This window comes from Flavobacterium sp. P21 (assembly GCF_050632225.1).
Classification (GTDB): domain Bacteria; phylum Bacteroidota; class Bacteroidia; order Flavobacteriales; family Flavobacteriaceae; genus Flavobacterium.
Genome location: NZ_CP192585.1, coordinates 425,060 through 442,429 on the forward strand (window position 1 = coordinate 425,060; position 17,370 = coordinate 442,429).

General features: G+C 34.4%; 13 protein-coding genes and 7 pseudogenes. 14 read left to right on the forward strand and 6 right to left on the reverse strand.

The window, feature by feature from the left end; all coding sequences use genetic code 11:
- Positions 1–7: 7 nt before the first annotated feature.
- The 5 genes and pseudogenes from ACQ9BO_RS02070 to ACQ9BO_RS02090 all read right to left on the reverse strand — a co-directional run bounded on the left by ACQ9BO_RS02070 (position 8) and on the right by ACQ9BO_RS02090 (position 4,543).
- On the reverse strand, positions 8–1,423 hold the full coding sequence (locus ACQ9BO_RS02070) for a sensor histidine kinase (protein ID WP_431245051.1): 1,416 nt from the start codon (positions 1,421–1,423) through the stop codon (positions 8–10).
- Between the two features lie 126 nt (positions 1,424–1,549).
- Positions 1,550–2,097 (reverse strand): annotated as a pseudogene (locus tag ACQ9BO_RS02075) (CopD family protein).
- Between the two features lie 33 nt (positions 2,098–2,130).
- Positions 2,131–3,147 carry a ferrochelatase gene (gene hemH, locus ACQ9BO_RS02080; protein WP_431243451.1) on the reverse strand — a complete coding sequence of 339 codons (1,017 nt, stop codon included), beginning with the start codon at positions 3,145–3,147 and terminating at the stop codon, positions 2,131–2,133.
- Between the two features lie 144 nt (positions 3,148–3,291).
- A complete protein-coding gene (locus ACQ9BO_RS02085; RefSeq protein WP_431243452.1) occupies positions 3,292–3,663 on the reverse strand; it encodes a hypothetical protein in 372 nt (123 codons plus the stop codon).
- A 4-nt stretch (positions 3,664–3,667) separates the two neighbouring features.
- Entirely contained in the window at positions 3,668–4,543 is an 876-nt protein-coding gene (locus ACQ9BO_RS02090) for a helix-turn-helix domain-containing protein (protein WP_431243453.1), read from the reverse strand.
- Positions 4,544–4,770: 227 nt separating this feature from the next.
- Here ACQ9BO_RS02090 and hemA point away from each other — a divergent pair, with 227 nt between their 5' ends.
- The 14 genes and pseudogenes from hemA to ACQ9BO_RS02160 all read left to right on the forward strand — a co-directional run bounded on the left by hemA (position 4,771) and on the right by ACQ9BO_RS02160 (position 15,123).
- The gene (hemA, locus tag ACQ9BO_RS02095) at positions 4,771–6,021 is read left to right on the forward strand and encodes a glutamyl-tRNA reductase (protein ID WP_431243454.1); all 1,251 of its coding nucleotides are present in this window, start codon (positions 4,771–4,773) and stop codon (positions 6,019–6,021) included.
- A gap of 104 nt (positions 6,022–6,125) precedes the next feature.
- Positions 6,126–7,048, forward strand: a pseudogene (gene hemC / locus ACQ9BO_RS02100) (hydroxymethylbilane synthase).
- A pseudogene (locus ACQ9BO_RS02105) lies at positions 7,048–7,712 on the forward strand (uroporphyrinogen-III synthase). Before hemC ends, ACQ9BO_RS02105 begins: the two co-directional pseudogenes overlap by 1 nt.
- Positions 7,713–7,762: 50 nt before the next feature.
- Positions 7,763–8,789, forward strand: a pseudogene (gene hemE, locus ACQ9BO_RS02110) (uroporphyrinogen decarboxylase).
- Between the two features lie 82 nt (positions 8,790–8,871).
- On the forward strand, positions 8,872–9,249 hold the full coding sequence (locus ACQ9BO_RS02115) for a hypothetical protein (RefSeq protein WP_431243455.1): 378 nt from the start codon (positions 8,872–8,874) through the stop codon (positions 9,247–9,249).
- A 2-nt stretch (positions 9,250–9,251) separates the two neighbouring features.
- Positions 9,252–9,797: a GNAT family N-acetyltransferase gene (locus ACQ9BO_RS02120; RefSeq protein ID WP_431243456.1), complete on the forward strand. Its 546-nt coding sequence runs from the start codon at positions 9,252–9,254 to the stop codon at positions 9,795–9,797.
- A gap of 9 nt (positions 9,798–9,806) precedes the next feature.
- Positions 9,807–10,226: a hypothetical protein gene (locus ACQ9BO_RS02125; protein ID WP_431243457.1), complete on the forward strand. Its 420-nt coding sequence runs from the start codon at positions 9,807–9,809 to the stop codon at positions 10,224–10,226.
- 4 nt (positions 10,227–10,230) lie between these two features.
- A pseudogene (hemF, locus tag ACQ9BO_RS02130) lies at positions 10,231–11,132 on the forward strand (oxygen-dependent coproporphyrinogen oxidase).
- Between the two features lie 2 nt (positions 11,133–11,134).
- Positions 11,135–12,061: a DUF4421 family protein gene (locus ACQ9BO_RS02135; protein WP_431243458.1), complete on the forward strand. Its 927-nt coding sequence runs from the start codon at positions 11,135–11,137 to the stop codon at positions 12,059–12,061.
- 63 nt (positions 12,062–12,124) lie between these two features.
- Positions 12,125–13,027 (forward strand): fructose bisphosphate aldolase, encoded by a 903-nt coding sequence (locus ACQ9BO_RS02140; RefSeq protein WP_431243459.1) that lies wholly within the window; start codon positions 12,125–12,127, stop codon positions 13,025–13,027.
- Between the two features lie 89 nt (positions 13,028–13,116).
- Positions 13,117–14,110, forward strand: a pseudogene (gene hemB, locus ACQ9BO_RS02145) (porphobilinogen synthase).
- Between the two features lie 2 nt (positions 14,111–14,112).
- Entirely contained in the window at positions 14,113–14,322 is a 210-nt protein-coding gene (locus ACQ9BO_RS02150; RefSeq protein WP_431243460.1) for a hypothetical protein, read from the forward strand.
- Positions 14,298–14,522 carry a c-type cytochrome gene (locus ACQ9BO_RS02155; RefSeq protein ID WP_431243461.1) on the forward strand — a complete coding sequence of 75 codons (225 nt, stop codon included), beginning with the start codon at positions 14,298–14,300 and terminating at the stop codon, positions 14,520–14,522. Before ACQ9BO_RS02150 ends, ACQ9BO_RS02155 begins: the two co-directional genes overlap by 25 nt.
- Before the next feature lie 151 nt (positions 14,523–14,673).
- Positions 14,674–15,123 (forward strand): GyrI-like domain-containing protein, encoded by a 450-nt coding sequence (locus ACQ9BO_RS02160; RefSeq protein WP_431243462.1) that lies wholly within the window; start codon positions 14,674–14,676, stop codon positions 15,121–15,123.
- Positions 15,124–15,174: 51 nt separating this feature from the next.
- Here the strand turns inward: ACQ9BO_RS02160 and ACQ9BO_RS02165 are convergent.
- Positions 15,175–17,236: pseudogene (locus tag ACQ9BO_RS02165) on the reverse strand (M13 family metallopeptidase).
- Positions 17,237–17,370 lie beyond the last annotated feature (134 nt).

Consider the following 17,370-nt stretch of genomic DNA (forward strand, 5'->3'; position numbering starts at 1 on the left):
ACTGATTTTATGAGTTTGTGATTGGCAACGAAACTGTAAAAGTCGTTCCTTTTCCGTATGTTGATTCAAAGGTAATTGTTCCTTTGTAATTTTCGATGATGTTTTTGATAATTCCAAGTCCAAGTCCCATACCGCTGGTTTTGGTGGTAAATTTAGGCTCGAAGATTCGGCCGATATCTTGTTTCTGAATTCCAATTCCGTTATCCTTAACGTCAATTTCAACATTATCGTTTCGTCTTTTTACCGACACGACAATAGATTTCTGAAACTGACTTTCTGAAATTGCCTGTGTGGCATTTTTAACCAAATTAGTAATGACACGAATTAATTGCGTACGATCCATTTTGGAAATGATTTCTTCTTCTTCTTTTTCGAAAACAATATAATCTTCGTTAAAAATATCCAAAGCCAATTCGACAACCTCAACTACATTCAGTGTTTCATTTTGTTGCGCCGGCATCGAAGCAAAGTTCGAAAACGCCGAAGCCACAGCTGTCATGGTATCAATCTGCTGAATTAAGGTTTCAGAGTAATCGTTCATTTTCTGCTTCACGTCTGGATCATTCGGATCAAACTTTCGTTGAAAACTCTGAACGGTCAAACGCATCGGCGTAAGCGGATTTTTAATTTCGTGAGCAACTTGTTTTGCCATTTCGCGCCAGGCTTCTTCACGTTCGCTTTGCGCTAATTTAATCGCACTGGTTTCTAATTTGTCCACCATTCCGTTATAGGCTTTGATCAGAAAGTTGACTTCTTTACTGTTGGCTTCTAAAACAATTTTCTCGTTTTTCTGATCCAAATTAGTTTCTTCCAAACGATCTGAAATGGTTTTTAATGATTTTGTAATATAAGTTGAAAGCAAATATGCCAATCCGAAAGCCACGATCAACATGAAAGAATAGACTTGGCTCAAGCGAATCAAGAAAGTATTCAATTCGTTATCGTAATAACCGTCATCTTCTAAATAAGGAAGATTTAAAATTCCGAGTGGTTTGAATTTTTCGTCTTTTATTAAACTGTATGAAGATCTGTTTTTAACTCCGTCGATCGTTTTAATGTCTACAAAGCGTTTTTCAATTGAAGAACGAACCAATTTCAAAATATATTCCGGAATTGGCGGTGGCGCTTTATCAACGGCAAAAGACTCCTTTGAAGATTTCAAGAGTTTTCCATCGAGACTGTAGATATTGATTTCGATTTTATGAATCTGAGCTAATTCGTGGATTTTATCTTTAAAGATCAAATCCAGATTTTGCGTTTTCAGCGGGTAAGTTGTAGTCGAAAGCACATAATTAATATGTTCTTTCACCGCATTTTCTTTTCGTTCTAAACGTTCCTGATGATATTCTTTTGCTTCAGTCTTAAACTGAATAATCGAAATCGAAGCCAATAAAAAAGATGCCACAACAATCAATACAATCATCGACAGGAATATCCTGGTACGAAGTGAAAGCATTGTCATTTTGAAGTTGAGCATATTTTTTTAGTATTCAGTCTCAGTCTCAGTCTCAGTCTCAGAAAAACTGAAAACTGTGACTGAGACTGAAAACTATTTTCTCTCTCTAATTCTTTTATAAAAACGGAATCCCAGCATTATTAAAACCGAAAACAATATAATTCCGATTACGCCGAAAATCCAGTTGATGGCACTTTTTAAAACTACTAAAAATACAACGGCAAACAAAATAATCGTTGCGCCTTCATTCCACAAACGCATAAAATTATTAGAATATTTTACTTCATCTCTTTGTAATTGCTTAAAAATCTGATGACATTTTCCGTGATATAAATATAAAAGGAAAACGAAACATAATTTTACATGCATCCAAGATTGTGTAAGCCAAACGTGTCCTGCATCTGTAAAAAAAGCATCCAAAAAGCAAAAATACTCGCCAAAACCGCCGACGGCCACGTAATAATGTACCACAAACGGTAGGCCATTATTTTGTATTGCGCCTGCAAAATTTCTTTTTCCGGCGAAGGTTTTTCACTGGCTTCAATTTGGTAAACAAACAAACGCACAATATAAAACAAACCCGCAAACCAAGTAATTACAAATATAAGATGCAGTGATTTTAAGTAGTTATAGTATTCCATGAAAGTCTTTTTCTTTGCTCTTTCTTCTATTTTCTATTTTGAAGCCCAATCATTAATCCAATTAGAAACTGTCTGGCACCATTCATCATCATCATTCAAACAAGGAATTGCCAAGAACTCTTCTCCTCCTTTTGCTTCAAAATCTTCTTTGGCGCGCATGGCGATTTCTTCCAGAGTTTCTAAACAATCTGAAACGAAAGCCGGCGTTACAACTGCTAATTTTTTAATCCCTTTTGAAGGCATATTGTCAATTTCAACATCTGTATAAGGTTCTAACCATTTATCACCTGCTAAACGAGATTGAAATGTCAAACTATATTTGTCTTCTGGAAGTCCTAATAATTTAACGACTTGTCTTGTAGTTTCATAACATTGGTGACGGTAACAAAATTCATGCGCCGGCGATGGCGTGTTACAGCATGAACCGTCAATTTTACAATGCGATTTAGTCACATCGGTTTTACGGATATGACGCTCTGGAATTCCGTGATATGAAAACAATAAATGATCGTATTCAAATCCAACTAAATGTTTCTGGATTGAATCTGACAAGTTTTTGATGTAATCCGGTTTGTTGTAAAATGCCGGAACATCTGTAAATTTCATGTGAGGGAATTTTTTCTTGCGAATTTCTTCTGCCTTAACTAAAATAGTCAAAGTTGAAGCCATTGCATATTGCGGATATAAAGGAAAAAGTAGTACATCTGTAACTCCTTTATCACTCAATTCTTGAAGTCCTTTTTCGATTGTCATACTTCCGTAACGCATTGCCAGCGAAACTGGAACATTTACTAAAGGTTGCACTTTTTTCTGCATTCTTTCTGAAAGCACAACTAATGGAGAACCTTCTTCCCACCAAATTTTCGCGTAAGCGTGCGCTGATTCTTCTGGTCTTTTTCTTAAAATAATTCCGCGAACTAATAATGCTCTCAATAAATACGGGACGTCGATCACGTATTTATCCATTAAAAATTCGTCTAAATAAGGTTTTACATCTTTTGGAGTTGGACTTTCTGGAGATCCTAAGTTTACTAATAATACGCCTTTCATTATTTTTTGCTTTAGGCTTTAAGCTCTAGGCTTTAAGCTTTTTATTTGTTTTTAAAAATTTCGGCAAAAGTAGAACTTGCTACTTTTTAGAAATATGATAATTATTACTTTTTGATTATGTAGTTATTTTTAAAATTGATGCTTTTAATATTTGCTTAATTCTTCTTCCATTTTTTCTTTCCATCTCTTTCCATTTCTATTTTCTAAATAAGAGTCTGTTATTTTATGATATGCTCTTATTGCTTCATCCATATTTTTATCGCCAATTACACAACCTTGATTTTTCATAAATAATCCATATTTATTATAAATACTATCTCGTTTATGCTTTCTTGTTTCTTGAATTTTTCTTTGAGCTTCAATTGGAGAAATAAATGGCAAACCATAAGTAAATGTTTTCACACTATCAACTTCAATATCATGTAAAGCTTGATTTTTATATTTAGCCAACAACGGGCTATCTGGTGATTTACAGTTAAAGAAAGCAACACATATTATAAAAACAGTTTTTTTCATTCAACTAAACATTCGCATTAATCGACATCAAATACTTCTTTGGAGTTGTGGCAAACTTTTTCTTGAATGCCGCTATGAAATGACTCCCTGTACTGTAGCCAATTTTAAGTCCAACTTCGTTTACATTATACGAACCGCTGTCTAAAAGTTTTCGAGCGAAATCCATTTTGTAATCGAAAAGAAAACCGTAAACGGTGTCGCCATAAATTTGTTTGAAACCCATTTTCAGTTTCTTCAAATTCAAACCAATTTCATCTGCCAGTTCTTGTAATCCTGGTGGTTCCGCCATATTGGCAATAATAATTTCTTTGGCTTTACGGATTTTAAGAACATTATCTTCATCAATCAAAAACGGACATTGTTCTGCATTTGGATCTTCGGTTCTATTGAAATACAAACTCAACAATTCATATCCTTTTCCTTTATAATAAAGGTTTTTTATAGATGGATGAAGATTGTAATGAAACAACTGACTCAGTACAATTGCCATTGACGGGCTAATATTTCCTTCGTTATAATACTTCTTGTCCTTATTATCAGGACTTAAAAAAGTAATATAATTGGCTTCCGCAGAAAATAACGCGTGAAATTTTTTGATGGATACAATTACTGAAATCGCCCACGAGTTTGGAGCCAGCTCTAAATTAAGCGGTAATTCTTTCTGTGGGTTGTATAAAAGCAACGATTTTTCTTCTTTTAATTCTAAAGCATAATTGCCTTGATTGAATAAAAATTTTGCATTTCCTTTTATCCCGAAGTGAAACTGTATCAGGCCAGTACCTATTATTTCGTGCTGTGCATAAAAAGGTTCTGAACCATCGTTTTGAAAACGGATCAGCGTAAAGTCGTCTTCAATTTTTATAACTTCTTGAGAACTCATAGCGATATTTTTTGAAACGAAAATCAAAACAAACTCAAAATGTTATTTAGAACGACTCTAAACTAATCACTTCAAATGAGTTGATTTTGCTACAAAAGTAGTCCTTTTTACTCAAAAACACCTATTTAGGTTCAAAAAAACATACAGCGATATAAAAAGTACTTTTAGCGTTACTTTTATCAATGCTATAGTAATAATTTTGTAGCACTTTATATGAAAGTGAATTTATGGAAAACAATAATGTACCGAAACACCTTTATTTTTACTCAGTTGGTCTGAGTTATAAAAAAGCTGATGCTGAGGTCAGAGGTCAATTTAGTTTGGATTCGGTTGCAAAGACGCGTTTGCTGGAACAAGCTAAAAACGAAGGAATAGAAAGTTTACTTGTAACTTCAACTTGTAACAGAACCGAAATCTACGGTTTTGCTGAACATCCTTTTCAATTAATAAAACTTATTTGCGATAATAGTAACGGATCTGTTGATGCTTTTCAAAGAGTTGGTTTCGTTTATAAAAATCAGGAAGCAATCAATCACTTATTTCGCGTAGGAACTGGCTTAGATAGTCAGATTCTTGGCGATTTCGAAATTATATCTCAAATCAAAACTTCTTTTATCCATTCAAAATCTTTAGGTTTAGCGAATGCTTTCATGGAAAGATTGGTGAATGCGGTTATTCAAGCAAGTAAAAGAATTAAAAACGAAACTGAGATTAGCTCTGGCGCTACTTCGGTTTCTTTTGCATCGGTACAATATATCTTGAAGAATGTTGAAGATATCAGCAATAAAAATATTTTGCTTTTCGGAACTGGAAAAATCGGAAGAAACACATGCGAGAATTTAGTAAAACATACTAAAAACGAGCACATCACTTTAATCAACCGAACTAAAGACAAAGCAGAGAAACTAGCCGGAAAACTGAATTTGATTGTTAAAGATTACTCCGAATTGCATTTAGAACTTCAAAAAGCTGATGTTGTCGTTGTAGCAACAGGCGCTCAAAATCCAACGGTTGACAAAGCAATTCTGAATCTTAAAAAACCTTTATTGATTTTAGATTTATCAATTCCGAAAAACGTTCATGAAAATGTTGAAGAATTAGAAGGTGTAACTTTGATTCACATGGATTATTTGTCGCAATTGACAGATGAAACTTTAGAAAACAGAAAATTACACATTCCAGTCGCTGAATCAATCATCGAAGAAATCAAAGAAGAATTTGTGACTTGGATGAAAGGAAGAAAATTTGCTCCGACAATTAATGCTTTAAAAGAGAAATTAAACGCTATTAAAGCTTCGGAACTAGATTTTCAAAGCAAAAAAATCGCCGATTTTAATGAAGAGCAAGCTGAAATCATCAGTAACCGTATCATTCAAAAAATCACTACTCATTTTGCAAATCATTTAAAAGACGACGATACCATGGTCGATGAAAGCATCGAATGGATCGAAAAAGTCTTCAAAATAAAAGCATCTTAAATAAAATTTAAACCATATAAATTATATAAGTTCATTTAAAAACTGTGTTTTACCCAAACTGCTTAAATTTACTTATATAACTTATATGGTTCAAAAAATAAAAAATGGCAGAAAAAACAATCAGAATAGGAACGCGTGACAGCGAATTAGCACTTTGGCAAGCACACACTGTAGAGAAAAACTAAACGATTTAGGCTATAAAACCTCAATTGTCGCGGTAAAATCTCAAGGTGATATTATTCTGGATAAGCCACTTTACGAATTGGGGATTACTGGAATTTTTACCAAAACGCTTGACATTGCCATGATTAATGGCGATTGTGATATCGCTGTGCATTCTATGAAAGATGTTCCAACGGCTTTGCCAAAAGGAATTGTTCAAGCCGCAGTTTTAGAAAGAGCCAATGTTTTGGATATTCTAGTTCATAAAGGAAATCCTGATTTTACAAACCCAAGTACCATTGCAACCGGAAGTTTACGTCGTCAGGCGCAATGGTTCAATAAATATCCAAATCATACTGTAGTAGATTTACGTGGAAACGTGAATACTCGTATGCAAAAACTACACGATAATAATTGGGATGGAGCTGTTTTTGCTGCTGCAGGTTTGGAGCGAATCAACTTAAAACCAGAAAACTACATCAACTTAGACTGGATGATTCCCGCGCCGGCTCAAGGAGCAATGTTGGTTGTTGCAATGGAAAATGACAATTATACTTTGGATGCACTTTCTCAGTTAAATGATATCGAAACTGAAATCTGCACTTATATTGAACGTCAGTTTTTGAGAACGCTTGAAGGCGGATGTACAGCACCAATCGGATCTTTGGTTACTTATAATGAAGATGAAGATACATTGCATTTTCAAGGTGTTTTACTTTCTATTGATGGAAAACAAAAACTAGAAATCAATAGAACCGTTGATATTTCAGAATGGAAAAAACTAGGTTTTAACTGTGCTCAGGAAATCTTGAATAATGGAGGAACAGAATTAATGAAGCAGATTAAAGAAACTCTGAAAAAATAATGGCAAACACAGTTCAAATACTCTCTACAAAAATATTATCTCCTCTTCATAAACAAGAGTTAGTGAAATATGGCGTTGAATTAATCGAAGCCGATTTTATTAAAACCGAAAACAAATCTTTCGAATTAAAAGACCTCAACGAGAGTTTGATTTTTACAAGTCAAAATGCTGTCCACAGTGTTTTATCAAATCCAAAATCAGAAGAATTAAAGAAAAAAACGTGTACTGCGTTGGACTTAAAACCAAAAATCTTTTAGAAGAAAACGGTTTTAATGTTGTGGCTTACACCGGTTATGCTTCAGATTTAGCTGAAATTATCACTTTGATTTACGGAAATGAAAGTTATACTTTTTTCAGTGGAAACTTAAGAAGAGATACTTTGCCCGAAGCTTTAAAAGAAAACGGAATTAAATTCAACGAAATCCAGGTTTACGAAACTACATTACAACCTCAGAAAATAAAAGCAAATTCAGAAGCAATATTATTTTTTAGTCCGTCTGGAGTTAAAAGTTATTTGAAACAGAATACTATAAATAATCAAATTTGTTTCTGCATTGGCGATACAACCGCAGAAGCTTTATCAAAAATAACAAAGAATATCATCGTCGCAGATCAACCCACAATTGAAGATGTGATCGAAGATGTAATTCACGAATACAAATAAAAACCTTTGCAACTTTGTCACTTTGCGACTTTGCACCTAAAATAAAAAACATGTTAAAAAACGACCTATTTTTAAGAGCATTAAAAGGAGAAACAGTACAACGCCCGCCGGTATGGATGATGCGTCAAGCTGGAAGATATTTACCAGAATTTAGAGAACTTCGTGATAAATATGATTTTTTTACGCGTTGCGAAACTCCAGAATTAGTCGCTGAAATTACAGTTCAGCCAATTCGCCGAATCGCTCCAGATGTCGCTATTTTATTTTCTGATATTCTAGTAGTGCCTCGTGCAATGGGAATTCATGTTGAATTGAAAGACAATTTGGGTCCGATTATTCCAGATCCAATTCGTACAATGGAACAAGTAAATCAAGTTATTGTTCCAGATGTAAATGAAACTTTAGGTTATGTTTTTGACGCTGTTAAATTGACTAAAGAAATGTTGAACGACGAAGTGCCATTAATTGGTTTCGCAGGTTCGCCTTGGACAATTTTCTGTTATGCTGTTGAAGGAAAAGGTTCTAAAAGTTTTGATACTGCAAAAGGATTCTGTTTTTCAAATCCGGTTGCAGCCGCACACTCTATTGCAAAAAATCACAGATACTACTATTTTATATTTAAAAGAGAAAGTAAAATCGGGAGTAAATGCCGTTCAGATTTTTGATTCTTGGGGAGGAATGCTTTCTCCTGTTGATTATCAGGAATTTTCGTGGAAATACATTAACCAGATCGTCGACGTTTTAGCAGAAATTACTCCAGTTATTGTTTTCGGAAAAGGATGCTGGTTCGCTCTTGGCGAAATGGGTAAAAGTAAAGCCTCGGCTCTTGGAGTTGACTGGACTTGCACAGCAAGAAATGCTCGTTATTTGTCTGGCGGAAATATCACTTTACAAGGAAATTTTGATCCGTCAAGATTGCTTTCCCCAATTCCAACTATCAAGAAAATGGTTCACGAAATGATTGACGAGTTCGGAAAAGATAAATATATCGTAAATTTAGGTCACGGAATTTTACCAAATATTCCTGTAGATCACGCAAAAGCGTTTATTGACGCTGTGAAGGAATACGGGAATTAATTTAGTTGTTGGTTTTTAGTTGATGGTTGATGGAACGTTCCAAACTATCAACCAACAACCAACAACCATCAACTTATAAACCATGCTCAACAAAGGCTTAAGAGACGAAGAAAAAATAAGAATTGATAACGTGCTCAAAACGTTACGAACTCTTATTTATGTCCCTTATCCTTTGAACAATCTGGAAAAAGAAAATATTGAAAATCAGCTAAAAGAAATTGGGCTGAACCTCAAAACTTTATCCAGCCAAACAAATGAAGATCTTATTACATTATTAATTCAACTTCATTTTGATTGGGAACATTTGGAACAATTCGGAGATATTTTAGTCGAATTTTCTAAAGATGAAAACTATGATTTTACTGATAAAGCTTTGGCTATTTATCAATATATTCAACAGGAAAGCAAAGTTTTTTCGTTTGGAATTAATACTAAAATCTCATCCCTAAAAAACAAATAGCAATGAGTTTTACAGATTGGAAAACAGACCGAATTGAAGATATTCTTGCTGAAGAATTTTATAAACTCATTGATAAGAATAGAAATCACATTGGGCAAACTTTTCCAGTAACGCTCGCCAACTCTGATTCGCTAAAAAAAGCAAAGGATTTTATCGCTTTTGCAATTGACAAAGAGAAAAACAAAGAAGGATATTATTTTTACGCAAGAGATTTAAAAACCAATACTTTAATTGGCTACTTATGCATCAAAAGCATCGATTTCCGTATTTCGAAATGCGAATTGGGTTATTTTACAGATGAAAATTTTCAAGGAAAAGGAATAACATCAAAAATGGTTTCGAATGCACTTGATTTCTGTTTCAATGAATTACTTATGAATAAGGTTTTTATCTGTACATCAGAAATAAATATTGCTAGTCAGCGAATTGCATTAAAACATAATTTTAAACAAGAGGGAATTTTAAGAGACGAATTTAGAAACGGTGATGGCGAATTGCAAAACACTGTTTATTTCGGACTGCTTAAATCAGAATACATTAAATCATGAAAATTTAAAATGAGTTCTTTTGAAAATTTTTTAGATGCTCTTTCTAATTTTGAGTTTAAAAAATTAAACCCTATATATCAAGGTTTTTTTGTAATGCTCTTTTTCGCAGTATTTGCTAGTACATGTTCCTATTTTTCAAACGATGCTAAAATTAGCAAAGATGCATATAGAGAAATGTTTGATGAAAATTTTTCTGGATTAATTGTAAAAAAATATAACGATAAACATAACCATATGTCTCCTACTTTTAAACTAAAAGATTCTAGCCAAATATATGGTTATTCAGTTCTTTGGGAAAAAGCTGAAATAGGAGATTCATTAGTAAAAAAAGAAAATTCAAGATTTATAAAAATTTTAAAAAAAGACACTTCGATAGTAATTGATATGAATGTCGCATTCAAATATCATGATACTTTTCCAGAAAAATAAAACCATGAAAGATAAATTTTACGCATACATACAAAATTTACAAGACCAAATCTGTGCTGGATTAGAAGCTGTTGACGGAACAACAAAATTCCGTGAAGATCTTTGGAAACGTCCTGAAGGTGGTGGCGGAAGAACGCGTGTGATTGAAAACGGGAATGTTTTTGAAAAAGGTGGTGTAAACATTTCAGCCGTTCACGGAAAACTTCCTGAAACGATGCAAAAAATGTTCGGAGTTGGCGAAGCCGATTTTTTTGCGTGTGGATTAAGTTTGGTTTTACATCCGAAAAATCCAATGACTCCAACAGTTCATGCCAATTGGCGTTATTTTGAAATGTATGACGAAAAAGGAAATGTAATCGAACAATGGTTTGGTGGCGGACAGGATTTAACGCCTTATTATTTGTTTGAAGAAGATGCAAAACACTTTCATCAAACTTGTAAAACGGCTTGCGATAAACACAATCCAGAATTTTATCCAAAATATAAAAAACAATGCGATTCGTATTTCTGGAATGCACACAGAAATGAAGCGCGTGGAATTGGCGGTTTGTTCTTTGATTATTGCAAAGCAAATGAAACAATGTCAATGGAAAACTGGTACAATTTTGTAACCGAAGTCGGAAATAGTTTCCTTGAAGCGTATATTCCAATTGTCGAGAGAAGAAAAACCTGGAATATACTCAGGAAAACAGAAATTGGCAGGAAATCCGTCGCGGTCGTTATGTTGAATTTAATTTGGTTCATGACAAAGGGACTTTATTCGGATTAAAAACCAACGGAAGAATTGAGAGTATATTGATGAGTTTGCCTCCGCATGTGCAATGGGTTTATGATCACCATGCCGAAGCGGGAAGTGAGGAAGAGAAATTGGTAAATGTTTTAGAAAACCCACGCGAATGGATTTAAAAATGATTTACATAGCGTTTTTTGTCAGCGTTTTTGGGTGTTTTGCCCAAAATGATACGTTGCAAAATCCGTATTTTAAATCATATAGAGATAAAATTACAGCGAGTGCTTATTATTTAGACACTTCTAATAGTTTTCAGATTACTTCTGATAATCAGGAACCAAAAATTTATGTCGATCTTATTCCGAATCGAAGAGAACAAATTGGTTTTAATTTGAATTATAAAATCATTGATGTAACAATTGGTTTTGCTCCCAAATTTCTTGGCGGAAATACTGGCGATTCACATTCTAAAAACTTTAATTTCAATACTCGTTTTTATTATAAGAAATGGATGCAGTCCTTTACTTTCATCAATCAAAAAGGATTTTATGTCAGTGAAAGTGGTATAAATGCTCAACTGCCAAATATGCGTACAACAAAAATTGGCGGATCGACTTCCTATGTTTTTAATGACAAATTCTCATTCAAAGCCTTGGTAAATCAAAACGAATGGCAAACCAAAAGTTCTGGCAGTTTCATTCCTACTTTTTCTTTCTATTATACTAATATCGATTTAAACACACCCGATACAACACCTGGAGATATTTACGTATTTACTTTAACTCCGTCTTACTTTTATAATTTTGTAATAAGTGATCGCGTTTTAATTGGAGCTGGACTTGGTTTGGGCGCTGGGATCAATGATGTCGACGGAGACACCTCAGCATTGTATCAAGCCGATTTAAATTTAAAATTAGCTTATAATCAAGATCGTTTCTTTGCTTTCGCAAGTCTCAATGCAGTAAGCTTTGATCAGGACGAAAAAGTAGATCCGCGACTGAATGACAATATTGTCACTTTAAAAATTTCTGCAGGATATCGATTTGACCCTCCGAAAAAAGTAAAAGAAGTATATGACAAGGCAAATGAGAAAATAGGTCTTTAAAAAGCCTTCAAAATAGCAAAAACGAGCACAAGGAGAGATTTCTAATAATTAAAAATCATTATTATGGAAAAGACAGATGTAAAAACGGCACAATTAAATCGTATGCATTCCGGAAAAGGGTTTATCGCCGCACTTGATCAAAGTGGAGGAAGTACTCCAAAAGCATTGGCGCAATACGGTATTTCTGAAGACAGTTACTCCAATGAAGAAGAAATGTACACGCTTGTACATGAAATGAGAACCCGAATTATTAAAAGTCCTTCATTTGACAGCGATTATATTCTTGGCGCTATTTTGTTCGAAAATACAATGGACCGCAAAATCGACGGACAATGGACAGCCGATTATTTGTGGGAAAAGAAAAATATAGTTCCGTTTTTAAAAGTTGACAAAGGACTTGCCGATCTTTCAAACGGCGTTCAAGTGATGAAACCGATTTCAAATTTAGATGATTTGCTGGACCGCGCCGTGGCGCGAAATATCTTTGGAACAAAAATGCGTTCTGTCATTAAAGAAGCTAATGCGAAAGGAATTCAGGAAGTAGTTGAACAACAATTTGCAGTTGGGTTACAGATTTTTGAAAAAGGATTAATTCCGATTATTGAACCAGAAGTTGACATTTATAGTTCAGATAAAGAAAAATCAGAAGAAATTCTGAAAAATGAAATTATAAAACAGCTAAATACACTTGCCAAAGATGTAAAAGTAATGTTGAAATTATCAATTCCAACGGTCACTGATTTTTATAAAGAACTAATGAGTGACTCTCATGTTGTGCGTGTCGTAGCATTATCCGGTGGTTATTCACGAGAAGAAGCCAATCAAAAACTTTCACAAAACCACGGACTAATCGCGAGTTTCTCAAGAGCACTATCAGAAGGGCTTTCAGCCGGACAATCTGATGATGATTTTAATTCAGAACTAAGCAACACAATTAAAGACATTTACAACGCCTCAATTAAATAATAAGTCAAAAGTATTTAAATCAATAAAAAAATAAAAATCAAGATTGTAGAAAATCTAAAATCTGCATTCTAAAATCTAAAATTAAAAACATGTTCCCATTACAAAGAAACCGTCGTTTAAGAACCAATGAATCTATTCGCTCTTTAGTTCGCGAAACTAGCTTAAGTCCGCAGGATTTTATGCTTCCAATGTTTGTTGCCGAAGGAAAAGACATAAAATCGGCTATTCCATCAATGCCTGGAATTTACCGTCATTCGTTGGATAACACCATCAAAGAAGTAAAAGAAGCTTGGAATTTAGGAATCAAAGCGGTAAACATTTATGTAAAAGTAAGCGATAATTTAAAAGACAATAAAGGAACCGAAGCTTGGAACAAAGATGGTTTAATGCAACAAACAATCCGCGCGATTAAAGATGCCGTTCCGGAAATGATTGTGATGCCAGACGTAGCCTTAGATCCATATTCAATTTACGGCCATGACGGAATTATCGAAAACGGTCAATTAATCAACGACGCTACGGTTGATGCTTTAACCCGAATGAGTTTAAGCCATGCAGAAGCTGGTGCCGATTTTGTAGCACCAAGCGACATGATGGACGGAAGAGTTTTGGCGATCAGAAAAGCATTAGAAGAAAATGGTCACCATAACGTGGGGATTATGAGCTACAGCGCAAAATATGCTTCAGCATTTTACGGACCGTTTCGTGATGCGTTGGATTCTGCTCCGGTAGATTCTCAAAATATCCCAAAAGATAAAAAGACTTATCAAATGGATTATGCGAACAGAATTGAAGGAATTCGCGAAGCTTTATTAGACGTTGAAGAAGGTGCAGATATCGTAATGGTAAAACCAGGAATGGCGTATTTAGATATTGTTCGTGAGGTAAAAAATGCCGTTCATGTGCCAGTTGCGGTTTATCAAGTATCTGGTGAGTATGCAATGGTAAAGGCCGCAGACAGAAAAAGGGTGGCTGGATCACGACAAAATTATGATAGAGCAACTTTATTGCATTAAGCGTGCAGGAGCCAGTATTATCTCAACTTACTTCGCAAAAGAAGCCGCGGTAATTTTAAATAAATAGTAATGAAAAAAGTATTATTCTTATCTGCCGTTTTAGCTTTTGCGGCATGTAAAAAAGAAAGTCAAGAGCCTTTTGGAAAATCAGAAGAAACAAAAACTGAAAATTATTCTGAAGGAGAAGCAGCGAAAGCTACAACTCCAGAAGCCTTAGGAAAAGAAATTTTTGAAGGAAGAGGAAATTGCACTTCTTGCCATCAGGTGGGGAAAAAGTGATTGGGCCAAGTATTCAGGAAATTGCTAAAACGTACAAAGACAAAAAAGGTGACATTCCGACTTTCTTAAAAGGAAATGCAGAACCAATTGTTGATCCGAGTCAATTTGCAGTAATGCAGACTAATTTTGCAATAACCAAAGAAATGTCTGATGAGGAATTAAAAGCAATTGAAGCTTATATTTACAGCAATCTGAAATAACAGACTCTTTTATCGATAAAAGAAAAACGACGCCAACTAAGCGTCGTTTTTTATTTTTCTTTTTAAAATTAAAAATCACTTTTCACTGCTGACATACTGTTGTCATTTCTCTCTCTTAATTTTGATTCATTAACAAATAAAATGAAACACCATGTATAATCAGAAATTCAACGTAATTGGCATTTCAGTACGAACAACAAATGAAAATGGGCAATCTTCAAAAGATATTCCGGCACTTTGGAATACTTTTATATCTGAATCTATTGCTGAGAAAATTCCAAATAAGATTTCACAGGATATCATTTGCATTTACACCGATTATGAAAAAGACCATACGAAACCTTATACCACAATTTTAGGATGTGTGGTTGATAATTTTGATTTTATTCCTGAAAAAATGATCGGAATAACAATTGAGAATTCAAATTATGCAAACTTTGCTCCGAAAGGAAATCTGTCTGAAGGAATCGTTTATAATGAATGGCTGAAAATTTGGGAATCCAATCTCGAAAGAACTTTTACAAGTGATTTTGAAGTCTATGGAGAAAATGCTCAAAATCCTGAAAATGCTGAGGTTGACATTTATATTGCCATAAAATAACAAAAAACGGCGCTGAAATCAGCGCCGTTTTTATATTGACTAAATTGAAGATTACCAGATTTTAACTCTTTTGTCTGGTTCAACATACATTTTATCTCCCGGTTTAATTCCAAAAGCTTGGTAGAAAGAATCCAAGTTTTGGATTGGCACAACCGCTCTGTACATTCCTGGAGAGTGTGGATCGGTTTTAACTTGGCTTTTAATAGCCTCGTCTCTAGATTTTGTTCTCCAAACTGTAGCCCAAGAAATAAAGAAACGCTGTTCTGGTGTGAAACCGTCAATTAATCCAGGATTTCCATGTTTTTTCAAATACAATTGCAAGCCATCATAAGCCGCATTTGTACCTCCTAAGTCACCAATGTTTTCACCTAAAGTAAATTTACCATCAACGTGAATTCCAGGAAGTGGTTCTAAAGCGCTGTATTGTGCGGCAAGTTCTCCTCCAAGAGCAGTAAATTGTTTTAAATCTTCAGGAGTCCACCAGTCAACAAGATTTCCGTCTGCGTTGTAACGCGCACCTGAATCATCAAAACCATGAGAGATTTCGTGACCAATTACTGCTCCAATTCCACCGTAGTTTACAGCGAGCATCAGCTTGGTAATTGTAAAACGGTGGCTGTAAAATTGCGACTGGGAAAACAATCTCGTTGTAAGATGGATTGAAATAAGCGTTAACCGTTTGTGGAGACATTCCCCATCTTGTTTTATCAACAGGCTTTGAAAGGTCAGCAAGATTTTCAGCATAAGCCCATTTTGAAATATTTTTCATATTATCAAAATATGTTCCGCCTTCCTTAACGTCTTTAAGCTCTAATTTTGAATAATCTTTCCATTTATCAGGATATCCAATTTTAACCGTTAATTTTTTCAATTTTTCAATCGCCTTAACTTTAGTTTCAGCAGACATCCAAGGCAATGCATTGATTCTGTTTTCATAAGCAAGCATAACATTGGCAATCATGTCTTTTGCTTTTTCTTTTGCTTCAGCAGGAAATAATTTTTCTACATACAATTTTCCTAAAGCCTCTCCCGTTACTCCGTTGATTACTTGCAAAGCAACTTCTTCACGCGGACGTTGTTTTAATGCTCCAGTTAATGTCTTTCCATAAAAATCAAAGTTTGCGTTTTCAATCTCTGTAGTCAAAGTTGAAGTCGCTCTGTTTAATAATGACCATTTTAAGTACTCTTTCCAAGCTTCTACTTTCTTTTCAGTAAAAGTTTTTTCTAGAGCGATCATGTAGCGAGGTTGTGCCACATTTACGGTATCCAATTTTGCCATTCCAATTCCTGCGAAATATTTCTCCCATTGAATAGAAGGCGTATTCTTTTTCAAATCAGCAACAGCAGTTGGGTTGTATTGTTTTCTTCTGTCTCTTCTTTCAACACGGTCTAATCTTGGCGCAGACATTTCAACTTCTAGAGCCAAAATTTGTTTTGCGCTTTCTTTTGCTTTAGCAGGAGACTCTCCAATGAATTGCAACATACGAGCAACGTGTACTTCGTATTTTTCACGTTTTTCTTTAGAATCTTTATCATCTGCATTGTAGTAATCTTTATCAGACAATCCTAAAGTACCTGGGCTTAAGCTCACAGTGTTTCTGTTACTGTTTTTAGCATCAGCACCAACATAGACTCCAAAGAAACCTGATCCGCCAGAAAGTTGCATTTCAGTAATATAATTTTGAAGATCGGCTACATTTTTAATTGCATCGATTTTCTTCAAATAAGGTTGAAGCTGTGTAACGCCTCTTTTGTTTCTTCCAACAGTATCTAAGATAGTGTTGAACAAAGCAATTGCTTTACCTTGGTCAGTATTTGATTTATACTTCGGGTTTTTCGAAGCTTCTTTCAAAATAGCAAGAGAATTCTCGTCAGTTTTTTGACGCAATTCGTTAAAACTTCCCCATGAAGTTCTATCACTAGGAATTTCAGTTTTGTCTAGCCAAGCTCCGTTTACATAACGAAAAAAGTCCTGACTCGGACTCACTTTTGTATCCATATTGGCAATATTGATACCTGGTTCTTTTGGTTTTGCTTCTTGAGCTTGAACTGCAGTTAATGAAAACATTGCAGAAACTACACAAAACATTGGTTTAGTAAGCTTTTTAATCATTATAATTTATTGTTTTAGTATATATACAAACATATTGTTATTATTTTGAATATTATGTTAAAATTCATCAATAATAAACAGATTATTTTCGAAGATATCCTTTTAAATGCCTTCAGTTAAACATTTGTCTAGAC

Bases quoted from the DNA above. Each gene is read 5' to 3' on its own strand.
- ACQ9BO_RS02070 (WP_431245051.1), bottom strand. From the start codon at position 1,423: ATGATTGTATTGATTGTTGTGGCATCTTTTTTATTGGCTTCGATTTCG.
- hemH (WP_431243451.1), bottom strand. From the start codon at position 3,147: ATGAAAGGCGTATTATTAGTAAACTTAGGATCTCCAGAAAGTCCAACT.
- ACQ9BO_RS02085 (WP_431243452.1), bottom strand. From the start codon at position 3,663: ATGAAAAAAACTGTTTTTATAATATGTGTTGCTTTCTTTAACTGTAAA.
- ACQ9BO_RS02090 (WP_431243453.1), bottom strand. From the start codon at position 4,543: ATGAGTTCTCAAGAAGTTATAAAAATTGAAGACGACTTTACGCTGATC.
- hemA (WP_431243454.1), top strand. From the start codon at position 4,771: ATGGAAAACAATAATGTACCGAAACACCTTTATTTTTACTCAGTTGGT.
- ACQ9BO_RS02115 (WP_431243455.1), top strand. From the start codon at position 8,872: ATGCTCAACAAAGGCTTAAGAGACGAAGAAAAAATAAGAATTGATAAC.
- ACQ9BO_RS02120 (WP_431243456.1), top strand. From the start codon at position 9,252: ATGAGTTTTACAGATTGGAAAACAGACCGAATTGAAGATATTCTTGCT.
- ACQ9BO_RS02125 (WP_431243457.1), top strand. From the start codon at position 9,807: ATGAGTTCTTTTGAAAATTTTTTAGATGCTCTTTCTAATTTTGAGTTT.
- ACQ9BO_RS02135 (WP_431243458.1), top strand. From the start codon at position 11,135: ATGATTTACATAGCGTTTTTTGTCAGCGTTTTTGGGTGTTTTGCCCAA.
- ACQ9BO_RS02140 (WP_431243459.1), top strand. From the start codon at position 12,125: ATGGAAAAGACAGATGTAAAAACGGCACAATTAAATCGTATGCATTCC.
- ACQ9BO_RS02150 (WP_431243460.1), top strand. From the start codon at position 14,113: ATGAAAAAAGTATTATTCTTATCTGCCGTTTTAGCTTTTGCGGCATGT.
- ACQ9BO_RS02160 (WP_431243462.1), top strand. From the start codon at position 14,674: ATGTATAATCAGAAATTCAACGTAATTGGCATTTCAGTACGAACAACA.